The sequence below is a fragment of the Rhizobium deserti genome (assembly GCF_004358025.1).
GTDB classification, from domain to species: Bacteria; Pseudomonadota; Alphaproteobacteria; order Rhizobiales; family Rhizobiaceae; genus Neorhizobium; species Neorhizobium deserti.
On the sequence record NZ_SMTL01000006.1, the window covers coordinates 1 to 16620 of the forward strand.

13 protein-coding genes and 1 rRNA gene are annotated in these 16620 nt (G+C 59.7%); all 14 read right to left on the minus strand.

Annotation, left to right across the window (positions count from 1 at the left end; translation table 11 throughout):
- Positions 1-75: ribosomal RNA gene (locus E2F50_RS18655) — 16S ribosomal RNA — on the minus strand; the annotation flags it as partial.
- Between the two features lie 435 nt (positions 76-510).
- Complete coding sequence (locus E2F50_RS18660) at positions 511-711, minus strand: hypothetical protein (protein WP_133317702.1); 201 nt, start codon at positions 709-711, stop codon at positions 511-513.
- Positions 712-970: 259 nt separating this feature from the next.
- Positions 971-3388, minus strand: coding sequence for a DNA translocase FtsK (locus E2F50_RS18665; RefSeq protein WP_425375404.1), 2418 nt, complete (start codon positions 3386-3388; stop codon positions 971-973).
- A gap of 375 nt (positions 3389-3763) precedes the next feature.
- Complete coding sequence (minE, locus tag E2F50_RS18670; RefSeq protein WP_133317704.1) at positions 3764-4024, minus strand: cell division topological specificity factor MinE; 261 nt, start codon at positions 4022-4024, stop codon at positions 3764-3766.
- Positions 4021-4836, minus strand: coding sequence for a septum site-determining protein MinD (minD, locus tag E2F50_RS18675; RefSeq protein ID WP_133317705.1), 816 nt, complete (start codon positions 4834-4836; stop codon positions 4021-4023). Before minD ends, minE begins: the two co-directional genes overlap by 4 nt.
- Before the next feature lie 30 nt (positions 4837-4866).
- Entirely contained in the window at positions 4867-5607 is a 741-nt protein-coding gene (gene minC / locus E2F50_RS18680; protein ID WP_133317706.1) for a septum site-determining protein MinC, read from the minus strand.
- Positions 5608-5757: 150 nt separating this feature from the next.
- Positions 5758-7425 carry an ABC transporter ATP-binding protein gene (locus E2F50_RS18685; protein WP_245515478.1) on the minus strand — a complete coding sequence of 556 codons (1668 nt, stop codon included), beginning with the start codon at positions 7423-7425 and terminating at the stop codon, positions 5758-5760.
- A complete protein-coding gene (locus tag E2F50_RS18690) occupies positions 7422-8366 on the minus strand; it encodes an acetamidase/formamidase family protein (protein WP_133317708.1) in 945 nt (314 codons plus the stop codon). The genes E2F50_RS18685 and E2F50_RS18690 overlap by 4 nt, the downstream gene beginning before the upstream one ends.
- A gap of 67 nt (positions 8367-8433) precedes the next feature.
- Positions 8434-10050, minus strand: a complete 1617-nt coding sequence (locus E2F50_RS18695; protein ID WP_133317709.1) for an ABC transporter substrate-binding protein — start codon at positions 10048-10050, stop codon at positions 8434-8436.
- 28 nt (positions 10051-10078) lie between these two features.
- A complete protein-coding gene (locus E2F50_RS18700; RefSeq protein ID WP_133317710.1) occupies positions 10079-10999 on the minus strand; it encodes an ABC transporter permease in 921 nt (306 codons plus the stop codon).
- Positions 10999-11847, minus strand: coding sequence for an ABC transporter permease (locus E2F50_RS18705; protein ID WP_133317711.1), 849 nt, complete (start codon positions 11845-11847; stop codon positions 10999-11001). The genes E2F50_RS18700 and E2F50_RS18705 overlap by 1 nt, the downstream gene beginning before the upstream one ends.
- Complete coding sequence (locus tag E2F50_RS18710; RefSeq protein ID WP_133317712.1) at positions 11847-12428, minus strand: ANTAR domain-containing response regulator; 582 nt, start codon at positions 12426-12428, stop codon at positions 11847-11849. The genes E2F50_RS18705 and E2F50_RS18710 overlap by 1 nt, the downstream gene beginning before the upstream one ends.
- Positions 12425-13552 carry a transporter substrate-binding protein gene (locus E2F50_RS18715; protein WP_133317889.1) on the minus strand — a complete coding sequence of 376 codons (1128 nt, stop codon included), beginning with the start codon at positions 13550-13552 and terminating at the stop codon, positions 12425-12427. Before E2F50_RS18715 ends, E2F50_RS18710 begins: the two co-directional genes overlap by 4 nt.
- A 270-nt stretch (positions 13553-13822) precedes the next feature.
- Positions 13823-16471, minus strand: a complete 2649-nt coding sequence (locus tag E2F50_RS18720; RefSeq protein WP_133317713.1) for an ATP-binding protein — start codon at positions 16469-16471, stop codon at positions 13823-13825.
- Positions 16472-16620 lie beyond the last annotated feature (149 nt).

Consider the following 16620-nt stretch of genomic DNA (forward strand, 5'->3'; position numbering starts at 1 on the left):
TGCGGGGCGCTCGACTTGCATGTGTTAAGCCTGCCGCCAGCGTTCGTTCTGAGCCAGGATCAAACTCTCAAGTTGAGAATCCAATCCGTGACTGATCACTATGTTCTGAATCGACGAGAACTCACGATTGTTCCTCAACCCCAAAACGCTTCGCAGCAGTCTCAAGGCGCAGTTTCGGCTCCGTCATCCGTAAGGATGAACGAAAGACGCCGAAACCAAGAAACAAAGTGTTCTCTTGTCAAAACGTGACCGTCACTTTGTCTTCCAATGAACAGACCCTAAAGTCCGTCCGCGAAAACCGCCGACCACGTTTCTCTTTCTTCTCATCTTCAATTGTCAAAAAACAGACAAACAACCCATCAGAGCCATCCGTCAAACCCCAAAGACAGCCACACCCCAAGGAACCAAACCGTAACCCGGTCCCAATCAGCATGCGCCAACTTAATAAGGATTTCTCAAGAACAAAGGACTTCGTCGCCAGCAGCGCCGCCGCCCTCGTCAGTGAGCGGTTTATAAATCTAACCAACCAAACAAGTCAACACAGGTTTTCAGAAAAACAAGAAAAAGATGCAAACCGCTGATTTCAAACCATAATCCGGAACTCAAACTAAACCAGCAGCCGATACCGGCAAAATCACCGATTAAAACCGCTCTCGGATCAAGACCCGAAGATAGGTTGAAATTCCCGGCGATCAAACCGCCAGGCATCATGCTCAAACTCTCGCTGATGACCAAGAGATGGGGCGCAAAAGGATGATTTACAAGGGATGGAGCAGCCAGAAGTCCGAACGGCGTGCAAGGATAACCGGCGCCGAAAGCTCTTGCTCTAAGAGCTGGGCGGCGCTTTGTTCAAGAAGCTCGCGCCTCAACGGGCTGTTTCCGACGCATGTGTGCGGCGAATTCATGTGCGTGAACTTGGGAACGGCAGCCGCAGGGCTGCCGTTCCCTTGCTTTATATCGTTCAGCGCGTTCAGCTGGCCAGACCGTCCGACGTTGCGGCTTCTGCCTCGCCAGCGATGATGGCCCGCTTGCCCACATGGTTGGCAGGTCCCACGAGGCCCTCCTTTTCCATGCGCTCGACGAGCGAGGCGGCACGGTTATAGCCGATCGACAGCCGCCGCTGGATGTAGGAAGTCGAACACTTCTTGTCGCGCAGGACGATTTTCACGGCTCGGTCATAGAGGTCGTTACCGTCTTCCTCGCCCGTGGCGGACTTGTCGAAGACCGCCGTATCCTCTTCTTCCGCTTCCCCTTCGTCGGCGTCTTCCGTCACGGTTCCCAGATATTGCGGGCGGCCCTGATTCTTTAGATGCGCAACAATCGCTTCTACCTCATGATCGGACACAAAGGGGCCGTGGACGCGGGCAATCCGCCCCCCACCGACCATATGCAGCATATCGCCCTGCCCCAGCAGATGCTCGGCTCCCTGCTCGCCGAGGATAGTGCGGCTGTCGATCTTGGACGTGACCTGGAAAGAGATGCGGGTCGGGAAGTTGGCCTTGATCGTGCCGGTGATGACATCCACCGAAGGTCGCTGGGTCGCCATGATCAGGTGGATGCCGGCGGCACGTGCCATTTGTGCCAGGCGCTGGATGGCGCCCTCAATGTCCTTGCCGGCGACCATCATCAGGTCGGCCATTTCGTCGACAATCACGACAATGTAAGGAAGCGGAGAAAGATCCATCTCCTGATCTTCATGGATCGGCTCTCCGGTGGAGCGGTCAAAGCCGATCTGAACGCTGATCATGATGGTCTCGCCGGCCTCACGAGCGCCTGCCACCCGGGCATTGTAGCCGTCGATATTGCGAACGCCCAAGCGCGACATCTTGCGGTAACGGTCTTCCATTTCCCGCACCGCCCATTTCAGGGCCAGCACCGCCTTTTTAGGATCCGTCACCACCGGCGTCAGCAGATGGGGGATGCCGTCATAAATCGAGAGCTCGAGCATTTTCGGGTCGACCATGATCAGCCGGCATTCCTCCGGCCGAAGCTGGAAGAGCAGCGAGAGGATCATGGTGTTGACGGATACGGATTTGCCCGATCCAGTCGTTCCGGCAACCAGCAGATGCGGCATCTTGGCAAGATCGGCAATCACCGGTTCCCCGCCAATGGTCTTGCCGAGGCAAAGTGGCAGGCTGAAATTCGTTCTTTGATAGCTGTCGCTTTCAATCAGCTCCCGGAAATAGACTGTCTCGCGGATCGGATTTGGTAGCTCGATGCCGATGACATTGCGGCCGGGCACGACGGCGACGCGAGCCGAAAGCGCCGACATGGAACGTGCAATATCGTCCGACAGACCGATGACGCGCGAAGATTTAACGCCTGGCGCCGGCTCAAACTCGTAGAGTGTGACCACCGGGCCCGGCCGTACATCGACGATTTCGCCTTTGACGCCGAAGTCTTCCAGAACACTTTCGAGCAGGCCGGCGCTTTGCTCCAGAGCGTCCTGACTCATGGTGGTTGCCTGCCGGGTCTGCGGTTCCTGAAGCAGTTCGGAGGAAGGAAGCTCGTAGTCTTCGCCACCATGCAGATGTGTATTGGTCTGCAGGGCCGATGGCCGGCGCGACCGGAACGAGTTTGCAGCTGGTCTGTCAGGTGCAGTGACGCGTTCTGTTACAACTGGAGCTCCAACAAAGCTTTCCTGAGGCTGAGGTGCTTCCTTGAAGGCCGGCGGTTCGGTGGCGGTTGATGCGCTGCGCAAGGTGAAGGCGCGGTAGTGAAGAACCGGCGACTGTCCATCCACATCCAGGGGCGGCGATATCGGCTGCAGGTCAATGGCTGCCATGTTTGCACGCGTAGGACTATGCGGCCTAGGTGCATTCACCTTGGGCGTCAAGGCCGTTTGGGAAACGGTGCTCTCGTTGGCCGTGCCGAGGCTCATGGCTTCCCAGAACAGATGATCCGGCAGATGGGACGCCAGATGGGCGAGCGGGTGAGCCGCCGGCGCAGTGAGCTGGGCATGATTTTTCGTCGGCGCTGCAGAAGCCATCGGCGAGCTGACGGGTGCATGAACGGCAGAGCGAAAAGCGGCATGCCGCGGAATGGCTGCGACCGAAGGCTTAGCCTTCTGTTCAGTACGGGCCGGCGCAACGAATTCCCTGTGCAATTCGTCGACCAGAGCCCGGGCGCCCGGCGCAGCTTCTACCGGCAAGCCCCGGGTGACCAGACCGCGCTCAACGGAACGCTGCTCGAAGCTCGTCTTTGGCATCTGCGGCATCTCTGGCGACGGGCGCGAAGGTCTTGCGGGAGCAATAGCCGTTTGGACGCTTAGCGTCTCGCCAGGCGGGCGCTTTGAGATTGCTTTCTCCGGCGTGCGGGTAAAACGGACATTCGGCTTCAACGCAAAGGCGGTCTGCCAGATCGGCAGTTCGTCACCCTGAGCGCCCACGAACGAAGGTTGCGGATCCTTAGTTTTTGCAGTCGAGGACTGCTCGATCGGAAGCGGCCTAGGGGCCGGCTCGACAGGCAAATCATTACGGATCACAGCATTGTCTTGCTGTTCGCCGCCCTCCCCGCTTGTCGTCGCAGAACCAGGAAAATTTGTACGAGAAAGACGCATGAACTCACTACACCGATCACAGGGGGCGCTATCGACGCGAACGTCTATGGAATAGAAAATAAACGTTAACCGTCCCTTGCTTCCGCCAAAGAAAGGGCGGGCGCCATTCCCCAGAGTTCAAGCAAAAAGACGCCCCGGTCGATCAGGAGCGGGACGTCTTCTGGATGATTTACGTTGAGAACTGGAGCTTCACATGGGCAGCGTTCAGGCTGCGAGAACCTCGGCGTCCCTCGGGATTTCGATGTCGATTTCCAGGATCGAAACATGTTCGCCGCGATCCATCTTGATCTGCACCTTGTCGGCGTCCACCTGAACATGCTTGGCAATGACCGCCAGGATCTCTTCGCGCAGCAGCGAAACAAGATCCTTGTCCATGGAGCACCGCTCATGGGACAACAGCACCTGGAGGCGCTCGCGTGCCAGGGGCGCAGAGCGTGGCTTGTTGAAAAGACGGAATATGCTCATGCCGCCTTCCTTCCGAAAATCTTGCCGAAGATACCTCGCTTCTCGCCCGGAATGCTGATCGGCACGTTTTCGCCGGCAAGCCGGCGGGCAGCGTCGAAATAGGCCATGGCCGGTGCGCTGCGAGCGTCGGCTATGGTCACCGGAGCGCCAATATTGGAGGCGCGCAGGACATCCATGCTTTCCGGGATGATCCCGAGCAGGGGTATGGAAAGGATCTCGAGGACGTCCTCGACCTTCAGCATGTCGCCGCGCTCGGCGCGGTTGCTGTCGTAGCGGGTCAACAGAAGGTGCTTTTCCATCCGCTCGCCGCGTTCGGCCTTCAGCGTCTTGGAATCAAGCATGCCGATGATCCGGTCGGAATCGCGTACGGAAGAGACTTCCGGGTTGGTGACTACGACGGCAACATCCGCATGCCGCATGGCCAGCGTCGCGCCGCGCTCAATGCCGGCCGGGCTGTCGCAGATGATCCAGTCGAAATAGCGTTTGAGATCATTCATGACCTGCTCGACGCCTTCCGGAGTGAGCGCATCCTTGTCGCGGGTTTGCGAGGCCGGCAGCAGGAAGAGGTTGTCGAGACGCTTGTCGCGGATCAGCGCCTGCGGCAGCTTGGCATCGCCCTGGATGACATTGACGATATCATAGACCACACGGCGCTCGGCCCCCATGATCAGGTCGAGGTTGCGCAAGCCGACGTCGAAATCGACGACTGCGACCTTCTCGTTTCTCTGCGCCAGTGCCGCGCCGAGGGCAGCAGTCGACGTCGTTTTTCCGACACCGCCCTTGCCCGACGTCACTACGATGACCTTCCCCATACTCGTCTCCTTCATTCCAGCCCGTCCGGCTCAGAAAAGTGTTTCTGCCATAATAACGTCGCCTTCCAGCCAAAGCTGGACAGCCTTGCCGATCAGTTGCGGGTCCATGTCCTCGGCCATCTTGTAGATGCCATCGATGGCAACCAGTTCCGCTTCCAGCTTGCGGCAGAAAATCCGTGCCGAAGCATTCCCGACGGAACCCGCCATGACGCGCCCCCGTAGAGCGCCATAGATATGAACCGAGCCGCCGGCAATGACTTCTGAGCCGGAGGCAACCGATCCGATCACCGTCACGTCACCCTCGGGAAACATCACCGACTGGCCTGAGCGAACCGGCTCCGAAATGACGATCGACTGAGTGACCGAACGTACTTCTGGCACGGGCGGCTTGACTGGAGCTGAATTCCGCAGGGCGACAGCAGGCTCCGCCTGCTTTTCCTCCACCTCGAAATCGGCGGCCGGCCGGCCGCCCTTCATCGCAGGCGGCATTCCGGGCTCGATCATCGACGGCCGAGCGCCTTCAATGCCCATGATGCGGACATTGCGATTGGCCAGTTGCGCGATCAACTCCTTGAGCTGCGCCTTGTCGATGCCCAGGTCCGCGACGTCCAGAACGACCGGACGTCCCAGGAAGAAGCCGGCGGATCGCGCCGCGAGGTCGTCGAGCTGTTCCAACCAGTTGTCGAGCGGAAGATCCGGGGAAAGCACGAGCGCCAGAAAAGAACGGCCTTTGATGCGGATCGAGCGAGAATCTGTTAGCACTTTGGTCATCTACGTAAACAAATCGTTGACGTAGATGTAGCTGCGAGATGGTTAACAAATAGTTAACGGAGGCCCCTTCAGGGTAAATGCCGGAGCTGTTTCATTTGCAGCTGCCTCGCCCAGCACAACCCTTTTTCACGCGGTGGGAAACGGTTTTCGCTACCGTCGATGCGCTTCGGGATCCGGGATCGGCACGGCCGCCATCAGCGCCCTGGTATAGTCATCCTGGGGATTCTCGAAGATCTGCCGGCGCGTGCCAGTTTCGACGATCGAACCGCCACGCATGACCGCCACCTTGTGGGACATTCTTTCCACCACGGCCATGTCGTGGGAAATGAACAGATAGGCGAGCCCCATCATTTCCTGCAGCTCGAGGAGCAGATCTAGAACCCGCGCGCGAACCGAAACGTCGAGCGCCGCGACGCTTTCGTCGGCGACGATCAACTTCGGCTCCAGCGCCAAGGCACGCGCAATGACGATGCGCTGGCGCTGGCCGCCGGAAAATTCATGGGGGTAGCGGCTGGCGGCATCCGGGGTGAGGCCGACGCGGCGCAGCAGTTCGGCAACCCGGTCCTGCCGCTCGCTTTTGTTGGCGACTCCGTGGATGACCAGTGGCTCGGCCACGGCTCGGCCGACATCCATGCGCGGATCGAGCGAGGCATAGGGATCCTGAAAAATCATCTGGGCGGAACGACGCACCGGCTGCATTTCCCGCTGGCTGAGCCCGCCGATGTCGCGGCCGTCGATCATCACGCTGCCGGTAAACGGGATCAATCCAAGCGCAGCCTTGCCGGTCGTCGATTTGCCCGATCCGCTTTCGCCGACCAAACCCAGGGTCTCGCCGGGCAGGATGTCGAACGAGACGTCCTTGACGGCATTCACGGGCGTCTTGCCCTTGAACAGCCGGCCCGCCTTGCTGCCGTAGCTGACATTGAGATTGCGCACGTTGAGGATCGGCGACCGATCCGGCCTTGCTTCCTGCCTGACCTGAGGGGTGACTTTCGGCGGGCCCTCGGTTCCTGCATGCGCACCAAGCCGCGGCACGGCAGCAAGCAGTTGCTGGGTGTAGGGCTGGCTCGGCCGCTTGAAGATGTCGAGCGCCGGCCCCTGCTCGACAATCCTGCCATTCTGCATGATCACGACACGATCGGCCATTTCGGCGACCACGCCCATATCATGAGTGATGAGGATGATCGACGTCTCGAATTCCTGTTTCAGCTCGCGCATCAGCTTGAGGATCTGCGCCTGCACGGTGACATCGAGCGCCGTGGTTGGCTCGTCGGCAATCAGCACCTTGGGGCGGCAAGACAGCGCCATGGCGATCATCACCCGCTGCCGCATACCGCCCGACAGCTCGTGCGGATACTGCTTCATCCGCTTGGCGGGCTCGGTGATATGCACGGCATCCAGCATCTGCAGCGCCACCGCCTCGGCATTCTCACGACCCTGGTGCTCGCGGATCGCTTCGACCAATTGCGTGCCGATTGAGATCACCGGGTTGAGCGATGTCATCGGCTCCTGGAAGATCATCGCCACGTCGCCGCCGCGTACCCTGCGCATGGCTCGGTCCGATAGCTTTGCCAGATCGCGCTCCCCGAGCAGGATATTGCCCGAGGCGACCTGGAGCGATGCCTTGGGCAGCAGCCCCATGATGGATAGCGACGTCACCGACTTGCCCGAGCCGGACTCGCCGGCAATGCACAATGTTTCTCCGGCTCGCAAGTCGAAGGTCACGTCCTGGAGTACGGGCTTGCGCCCTTCCGGCGTCCGGGCATCTACATTGAGCCCACAGACGCTTAGAACGGGAGCGGATATCGGCACGCTCACGCGAAGACGATCCGCGGGAAATAGAAGGAAACGACCCAGTTCGGCGCGTCGACGATCTCGCTAATCCTCAGGTCGCCGCAGACCGAGCAGAGCATGTAGGCGTCCACGGCACTCATGCCGTGTTCGGCCGTCAGCAGATCGACCATGCGCATGACGCTTTCGCGGGCGCCGGTCATCAGATCCGGGCCGATGCCGGTGGTGACTTCGTAACCCATGCCATCGAGATGGCGGGTGACGGGCTCTGTCACGGTAAAGCGCGGCGACTGGAGCTTCGCATCCTTGACCAGTTCGATCGTCGCTTCGACATTCATCTGGCTTTCGATGGCCGTGCCGCAGACCTCCCCATCGCCCTGGGCCGCATGCGTATCGCCGATCGAGAACAGCGCCCCTTCCACCTCGATGGGCAAATAAAGCGTAACGCCGGCTGTCAGATCGCGGATGTCAAGATTGCCGCCGACCCGCCGTGGCGGAACAACGGAATGGGTGCCTGGTTCCGCCGGTGCAACACCGATCGTGCCGGCAAAAGGCTTCAGCGGCACACGGCCGCCTGGGCCGTAGAGCGCTGGCGTCATGCTGTTGGCATCATAGGACCAGACATGCAGGGCAGGATCCTTGAACTGGTCGGCAAGCAGGCCGAAGCCGGGAATATTAGCGGTCCAGCCGACGCCCGAGGGGATGAATTTGCGCAGCGTCACCTTCAGCGCATCATCCGGCATCGCGCCTTCTACATAAATCGGGCCGGAAACGGGATTGATCTTGCCGAAGTCGAGATTGTTCAAGGTCTCCAGCGTCGCATCTTGGCCGAGCTGGCCGCCGGACGAGTCCAGGCATTCGAAATGAATGGTCTCGCCGGGCTTGGCCACGATGGCCGGCTCGAAATCCTTGTTCCAGCCGAAATTATGCTGGGCGCGGTGGATGGTATGGGTGCAGGCGATGCACATGGGTGTCTCCCTAGTTTCTATAAACGCCCTCCCGGCTGGCCGGGAAGGCGTTCGACCCTTTTAAGGCTTACTTGGTTACGTAGATCGCGTCGTAATTGATGACACGGGTCGGATCGATGTAGATGTTGTCGGCACCGCCCATGCGCAGCGACTTGGCCACGACACGGCGCTCGTTGATCACCGGGATCCAGGGTGCATCGGCCATGATGTCGGTAAAGATCTTGCTCCATGTGGCCGTCCGTTCGGCGGACTTGGCCGGGTCGGACATCGAATCGGCCGCAACCGCGCGGGCGTCGAGGTCCTTGTTGCAATACCAGGACCAGTTCCAGCCGCCCGGAACGGCGCCGGCGCAGCCGAGGATCGGGCCGTAGAAGTTGGAGGCATCCGGGAAGTCGGCGATCCAGGCCATGCCGCCCGACCAGATCATTGGCGCTTCCCCTTCGGTACCGCCGGCCGAGATGACGTTGGCCTGGGCCAACGCCCGGACTTCAGCCTTGACGCCGACAGCGGCAAGGTCCTGCTGGATTGCCTGGGCGATGCGTGGCTGCGGATCGGTATTCGTCGAGAAGAGCGTGGTTTCGAAGCCGTTCGGGTATCCGGCTTCTGCGAGAAGAGCCTTGGCCTTGGCGACGTCATAGGCATAACCGGTGAACGACTTGTCATAGCCCGGCATCAAGGGCGGAAGCGGCTGGTTGGCGGGCGTGGCGCGACCGTTTAGGATGCGGGTGATCCGATCCTTGTTGATCGCCATGTTCAGCGCCTGGCGGACCTTGACGTTGTCGAAGGGCTTGATCTTGGTGTTCAGCGTCACGTAGCCGGTATGCAGCTGCGCGCCGTCGACGATCATCTTGGCGCCGTCGGCGGAGTTCTTGATCTCCAGGAACTTAGCCGGCGGGATACCGTCGCCGGCAATATCGACTTCGCCCTTCTGCAGGCGAAGCAGAGCCACCAGCGGCTCCTGGCCAACCTCGACGGTGAACTTGTCGATATGCGGCACGTCCTTCACATAGTAGTTCGGGTTCTTCTCGAACACGAGCTGCTGGCCGATCGTCCAGTCCTTGAGGACGAATGTACCAGAACCCACAGGCTTCTTGCCGAAATCGCCTGCGGCAGCCTCGACAGCTTCCTTTGGCACGACGGAAGCGAAGTTGATGGCGAGCACGTGCAGGAAGGTCGCATCGGGTCGAGACAGGTTGAAGACGACCGTGCCGGCATCCGGGGTCTCGATGCCGGAAAGCGTGGTGGCCTTGCCGCCGGTGACGTCTTCAAAGCCCTTGATGGCGCCGAAGAAGCCGGCGCCTGGTCCCTGCGTTTTTGGATCAACGGCCCGTTCGATCGAATATTTTACATCCGAGGCGACCACTTCGCGGCCGTTGGAGAATTTCACGCCCTTGCGGAGCTTGAAGGTGTAGGTCATTCCGTCCGGCGAAACGGTGAAGCTTTCCGCCAGCGACGGCACCAGGTTCGGCGTGCCGGGCTCGTAATCCATCAGGCGGGAATAGAGGCTCTTGATCATCGACCAGTTCACCCAGTCATAACCGATTGCCGGATCAAGCGTGGTGATGTCGTCCTTATAGGTAACGACGATATCGCCACCCTGGGATGCCGCTTGCGCCATTGCGGAAAAAGGTGCGAGTGCGACGACGGTCGCCATCGTCGTGTTTCGAAGCCAGCTTTTGAACATTTTCGAGTTCCCCTTCTGTTGGTTGCTGTCAACGGGTGCGGATGCGCGGGTCGATGACCGGCGCAATTAGGTCGGCAATCAGATTGCCAAGCACGATGGCGAGGGCCGAGGTTAGTGTCACGCCCATGATGATCGGGATATCCACCTGCTGGATCGCCTGCCAGGCGAGCTGGCCAATACCGGGCCAGCCGTAGACTGCCTCGACAACCACGACGCCGCCCATGAACTGGCCGATATCGATGCCGATCATAGCGATTACCGGCAGAATGGCGTTCGGCAGCGCATGGCGCAGGATGATGCGGCGGGAGGACAAGCCCTTGGCACGAGCGGTGCGGACATAATCTTGGTTGAGAACGTCGATCATGGCTGAGCGCACCATACGCGCATACCAGCCGGCGCCGAGAACGCCGAGCGTGGTTGCCGGGAGGACGACATGGGCGAACGTGCCGTAGCCGCTCATCGGGAACCAGCCGAGCGTTACCGCGAAAAGGTAGAGCAGCAGCAGCGCAACAACGAACTGCGGCGCTGAAACACCGACAAAGGACGCCATCATCACCAGCCGGTCGACAGGGCCGCCCCGGCGCAGAGCAGCGATCGTTCCAAGCGTCAGGCCCAGCACCACCTCAACGACGATACCCGCCAGCATCAGCGTCAGCGTTGCCGGCAGGCGCGCGACGATCAGCGTCCAGACCTCCGTCTTCTGCGCATAGGAGCGGCCGAGATTGCCATGCAGCAGATTGCCGAGATAGGTGCCGAACTGGGAAAGCAGCGGCTGGTCGAGCCCCAGTTCATGGCGGATGTTGGCAACCGTCTGGGCGGTGGCGCTGCGCCCGGCAATCATCCGGGCGGGGTCGGCAGGCAGCGCGTAGAGGAGCAGGAAGGTGATCGCCGCCACGCCGAGCAAGATCAGCGCCGTCTGGACGATACGGCGGAGGAAGAGGAGTGCCATCAGCCCCTCCCCCGCTGCGTCGGATCAAGAATATCGCGCAAAGCATCTCCGACCAGATTGAAGGCCAGTGCCGTCAGGAGAATGATGGCGCCGGGGAAGAAGACCAGCCATGGCGCTGCCTGGAAATAGCTCTGGCTTTCGAAGATGATATTGCCCCAGGACGGCTGCGGCGGCTGCACGCCAATGCCGAGGAAGGACAGCGTCGCTTCAAGGAGAACGGTGGTGGCGATGCCGAGCGTTCCCCAGACGATGGCGGTCGGCATCAGATGCGGCAGGATATGCAGAAACAGGATGCGACCATGGCCAGCGCCGAGCGAGCGTTCTGCCATGATGAAGTCGCGCTCCACCAGGCCCCGTGTTTCGGTGTAAACGATGCGGGCTACCTGCACCCAGTTGACGAGCGCGATCACCATGGCAACGATCCACAGGCTCGGCCGCAGAAGCGCAGCAAGCACGATGGCCAGAAGCAGCGCCGGGAAGGCCATCATCAGGTCCGTGAACCGCATCAGGACATTGCCGAAGAAGCCACGCAGATAGCCCGCGACGATGCCGATAAAGAGGCCGATCGTCACGGCTATGCCATTAGCGACCAAGCCGATCACCAGCGACGTGCGAGCGCCGTAGAGAAGCCGTGAAAAAAGGTCGCGGCCAAGCGTATCGGTCCCGAGCAGGAACTGGCCGCCGGGCGGCAGCGGCGCCCCTTCCAGCGACAGTCCCTCGAACAGCTGATTATCGGGATCGAAGGGAGCGATGAGCGGTGCGGCCAGCGCGAGAATGATGACCGTTAGAACCACAAGCAGGCCGAACAGCGCGGACGGCTGGCGGATGAGCGATTTCAGGACATGCATCAGCTCGCCTCCGGCAAAGGCTCGGCTCCGGCCAGGATGAAGGCAGCGATCTGTTCCATCGGCAGGCGGCGGTGCATGGCGCATTGGCGGAGGATACGATAGGCCTCGTCTTCGCCGATACCGCGGGCTTGCATCAGCTTCTCGACCGCGCCATGCACCAGCGGCCTCAAACGAACGCGCTCCTCAAGATGATTGATATGGTCCTGCGCCTGCCGGCGTTCCTGATGAATGGACATGGCCATCACAAGAGCAGGGTAAACGGCTGATGCGGACACGGGCTTCGCGATAATCGCGGCCGCTCCGTGCGCAATCGCCCAGGCGATCCGGCCAGGGGCTTCAGACGCGAGAAGCGCGATCACAGGGCAAGGCGCCTGGTCCTTCTTCCAGGGCAGCAGATCGTCGAAGCCCTGATCCGCGTCAACCATGACGATGTCCGCGGTTTCGGGAACCGTAAGCGGTGCCCATTGAAGTGTCGGACGGAGCCCCAACAGCTTGAGCTGCCGGACCAGCCTGTCCGTATTTCCATCTTCCCGATGAAGCACGGTCACGGTCGCATCAATGAAATTCGGTGTCTCTCTCATGAGACCACCCGTAGTTTGGGCGCCGGCCGGTTGCGTCGGGTCAAATAGGGATCGGCCGCGAGAGGCGGACGAGATGCGATGACGTCGAAGCCATTGCCAGCATTGATCCGGCCGAGATGGAAAGGCAGTGCTGCATGGTTCGTTTCGGGGTCGATGCCGAGAGACCCGAATAGCGTCGGCCATGCGCCGTTGTAGAGCTGCCGACGTACGGCCTGCGGATCATCACTACCGGCTGCAGAAATGGCATTCAGGCACAAGTCGACGGCCGTGTAGGCGCTGGCGAAGACGCTGGAAATCCGGCGATGCGAGCCGAAGCGAGTGGCAACGCGGCGCTTGAAGGCAAAGTTGTCGCCGGTCGGCAGACTGTCGAAATAAGAGGCGGCGCAAAGCTGACCGACGGCCCCGCCAGGAATATCGTCCAGTTCGCATTCCATCAGGTCGCAGCTCACCACCGGGCAGTTCTCCGGTAAAAAGGCGGCGTTGCGACTGCCGAGTTCGCGGATCGCGGCAAGAAAAGCATAGCTGGAGGGGCCAATCAGGTTGTTGAGGATGAAGCTCGGCTGACGCTGCCCGATATCGGCAACGATACGCTCCACGGCCGTTTCCTCCAGAGGCAGATAGCGTTCGCCGAGCACCTCACCCCCGGCGTGGGTGATCAGCTCGCGGGCCAGCCGGTTCATTTCCCAGCCCCAGACATAATTAGCACCGACCAGATATGGCCGGGCGCCATAACGCGGAATCAGATGCTCGAAAAGCGGAAGCAGGTGCTGGTTAGGGCAGCCGCCGACATAAATGACGTTCTCGTTGGCTTCGAAGCCTTCATAGGGGCACATATACCAGAGCAAGCCGTCATGTTTTTCGACAAGCGGAATGACTTCCTTGCGGGCCGCTGATGTAATGGTTCCGACGATATGGCGGCAGCCGGCGCGCAAAAGGTGGCGAGCACCTTCGAGATAGGCCGAGAGATCCGCGTGCGGATCATAGAAGACCGGTTCCAGTGCCAGATCATGTTCGGCAGCAAATTCGGAGATGGCGAATTCGGCACCGTCGCGGGCATCTCGTCCCATTGATCCATAGGGACCGGTGGTAGAGTAGAGGATCCCGATTTTCAGCGGTTCGACCATACGAAATACCAATACGAAAAACCCCATGGCGCAGAACCCATCCAAGATGGCGCGTCATGGGGCGAAACTGCCCGGCGACTGTCGAAGTCATGTGTTACGGGGGCTTTTGCCCAATCCGAAGGCTTGAGTAAAATACAGGCAACGCGAGGTTGTCAATCTGCTATTTCGAGGACGTCCAACTAAATAGATCGGCAGCGGCAGGATGTTGTGCATCAACCGCCGAAACAGAGCCTGGTAGAAGGGTGGGTGCTTTTAGTTCCTGTTATCGGATCAAGCGCTTTGGGCCTCACCCGCATGGCCTTCCATCTGATCCATGGCCTCGAGCGTTTCCCGCAAAACCTGTCCCAGGCCATTGAGGAGATCTTCCTTCACAGAATCCCCAGCGGAAAGTGCGGTCTCGATGACCTGGCAAAGAGCTGTCGCTCTTGCTGCACCCGCACTCGAACAATTTGATTTGAGCGCGTGGATCAGTCGCGTCGCGCTCTCCCCATCACTGCGGACTTCTGCTGCTGCAGTTTCATAAGCGCCAATGGCGTTGGAGCGGAACAGAGCAAAAACCTTGCCCCGAACATCGGTTCCCGTGGCTGCATAGATATTGGCAAACATCTCCAGGCTATCGGACGACAGTAGAGGATCGGCCTCTAAGGCAGAACCTGTCGTCGTGCAGGTTTCGGTCGATCCGCCGTCTTCAACAAGCACTCGGCACTCCTGGAAGACCTGAATCAACTGGGCCATGTTGAATGGCTTGGCGAGGTATCCGCTCATGCCCGCAGCTTTCCATTGCGCCCCTTCACGGCCCATCACATGGCCGGTCAAGGCAACAATCGGACAGGGTTGCCTGTCGAGCTCGCTTTCGATCACGCGGATGTTCCGGGTCGCTTCGAAGCCGTCCATGTCCGGCATGGAGCAATCCATGAATATGATGTCGTAGTTCTTCTTGGTAGCCGCATCGACAGCCTCGGCGCCGCTTTCCGCCAAGTCACAGTCGATATTGAAGGTCCGCAAGGCCTCACTGAGCACTTCCCGGTTGACCGCCACATCGTCGACAGCAAGGACCTTGAGATGTTGAAGATCGGGGGCACCTGTCCGCTCCGAGTTTTCCGGTCCCGCCTGCAAGCCTTTGAGATTCTTCTGCTCCAGAGCCCGACAAAGCTTATCGAACATTTTCCTCGACAAAGGCAGAGAGAGGTCGAGCACAGGCGACTGCCCATCGGGCAAAGGTGAGGTGGTCGCGGCAAACGAACGGACGAGGATGATGGGCGCCTCGATCCTGCCACTGATATCGCTCAGGTCTTCACCGGCACGCAGCATAATCGCATCAGGCGTCGGGGCATTGTCGGCCACGCTTACGCCGCGATCCGTGAGAGCTCGTGTCAAGGCATGGCGCGAGACCGCATCACCATCGCGCAACAATACCGTCACCGGACGGGAGACCGCAAATCCGTCTGCAACACCGACAGCCTCTAAAGCAACCGAGACGATGAACTTGGAGCCCGAACCAATGGTGCTCTCCACCATGATGCTGCCGCCCATCAGCTCCGTCAGCTGCTTTGAGATCGACAGGCCCAGTCCGGTCCCACCAAACTTGCGCGTGATCGTCGCGTCCGCCTGAGAAAAGCGGGTAAATATGCGCCCGACGTGCTCCGGGCCTATACCTATGCCGGTGTCCTGTACGGTGATGTCGATGTTTCCAGAAATCTGCTCCATCTCCACGGAAATGGTCACACCTCCGGTTTCCGTAAACTTGAGGCCGTTGTTGACCAAATTGCTTACGATCTGGGTGAGGCGGACGGGATCGCCGACAACCCGCACCGGAACCCTGGGCCCCACATAGACGGCAAGCGACAGGTTCTTTTCCCGCGCCCGTTCCGCAAACAGGCAGGCGACATCTTCGATTACCGCATCCAGGGAAAACTCGATGCTTTCCAGCTCGATCTTGCCTGACTCGATCTTCGAGAAGTCGAGGATGTCGTTCATGATGTGCAGAAGATTTTTGCCCGAACGGGTGACGATCTGGGCATAGCGTTGATGTCTTGGAGCAAGCGGTGCTGCAGCCAGCATTTCCGCCATCACCATCATGCCGTTCATTGGCGTCCTGATCTCATGGCTCATCGTCGCAAGAAACGCCGACTTGGCCTGGTTAGCGGCATCGGCCTCGTCCTTGGCAAGCCGCAGTTCCAGCGTCCGCTGCTCGACGGTTTCCTCAAGAGTTTCCCTATGCCTCTTTAATTGCCGGTCGCGATCATCGATATGCCCGAACATGTCGTTGAAAGCATCGACCAGCACGCCGACTTCGTCATCGCGTTGCTTTTCCAGCCGACGCGTCAGGTCCGATCGCTGACCAATATCCAGGAACTCTTCAGCCAGAGAACGCAGTGGCCTGACCAAGCGCGACACCTGCAGCTTCGCAAACATGGCAGTGAGAGCCACCAAGACGGCACCAATGGCTGCAGATTGGAGAAAGGCCGTCAGATAGCGTTCCTGCAGCCCCTTAACCTCCGCCTGCATGCTGATCGACCCGATGACCTGTCCTGCCTTCCTCACCTCAGCTTCGACTTCCACGGTAGTAGACAAAATAGAATCGAACATGCCCGATCGCGCCGAGACAATACGGGCACCTGTTCCCATTTCCGCAAGCACGGTGCCTTGCGCATCACGGGCGGCAACATAAACGATATCTGTAAGCTCCCTCACTCCTCGTAAGACTTCGAACATGTCGCGCGTATTGCCTGCCGCCACCGCATCGCTGGCGGCGGCGGCAAACGCGTAAGCAGCGCTCTGATACCGCTGCTTTTCCGCTTTGATGGCTTGGCGAAAATCAGAAGCCAGGAATATCCCAATGCTCAACGAGATGCCGATGCCGACTGCGGCAACGACCGTGCGTGAAATGCGCGTGGCTATGGGTGTTTCCAGATGCATTATATCGACCTCTCGTCATCAAGAATGTCCGAAAAATCTTAAACAAATGACGATGCAGGAGCTCAGGGCGCGTTAACCGTCTGAAGGACATGTTGATACAGCACATTAGGATGTAACCATATTTTATGGGTTCTAACGTCTTCTGGGGT

Excerpts from the sequence above, each read along its gene's own strand:
- E2F50_RS18660 (WP_133317702.1), bottom strand. The coding sequence starts at position 711 with ATGATGCCTGGCGGTTTGATCGCCGGGAATTTCAACCTATCTTCGGGT.
- minE (WP_133317704.1), bottom strand. The coding sequence starts at position 4,024 with ATGAGCATATTCCGTCTTTTCAACAAGCCACGCTCTGCGCCCCTGGCA.
- minD (WP_133317705.1), bottom strand. The coding sequence starts at position 4,836 with ATGGGGAAGGTCATCGTAGTGACGTCGGGCAAGGGCGGTGTCGGAAAA.
- minC (WP_133317706.1), bottom strand. The coding sequence starts at position 5,607 with ATGACCAAAGTGCTAACAGATTCTCGCTCGATCCGCATCAAAGGCCGT.
- E2F50_RS18690 (WP_133317708.1), bottom strand. The coding sequence starts at position 8,366 with ATGTGCATCGCCTGCACCCATACCATCCACCGCGCCCAGCATAATTTC.
- E2F50_RS18695 (WP_133317709.1), bottom strand. The coding sequence starts at position 10,050 with ATGTTCAAAAGCTGGCTTCGAAACACGACGATGGCGACCGTCGTCGCA.
- E2F50_RS18700 (WP_133317710.1), bottom strand. The coding sequence starts at position 10,999 with ATGGCACTCCTCTTCCTCCGCCGTATCGTCCAGACGGCGCTGATCTTG.
- E2F50_RS18705 (WP_133317711.1), bottom strand. The coding sequence starts at position 11,847 with ATGCATGTCCTGAAATCGCTCATCCGCCAGCCGTCCGCGCTGTTCGGC.
- E2F50_RS18710 (WP_133317712.1), bottom strand. The coding sequence starts at position 12,428 with ATGAGAGAGACACCGAATTTCATTGATGCGACCGTGACCGTGCTTCAT.
- E2F50_RS18715 (WP_133317889.1), bottom strand. The coding sequence starts at position 13,552 with ATGGTCGAACCGCTGAAAATCGGGATCCTCTACTCTACCACCGGTCCC.
- E2F50_RS18720 (WP_133317713.1), bottom strand. The coding sequence starts at position 16,471 with ATGCATCTGGAAACACCCATAGCCACGCGCATTTCACGCACGGTCGTT.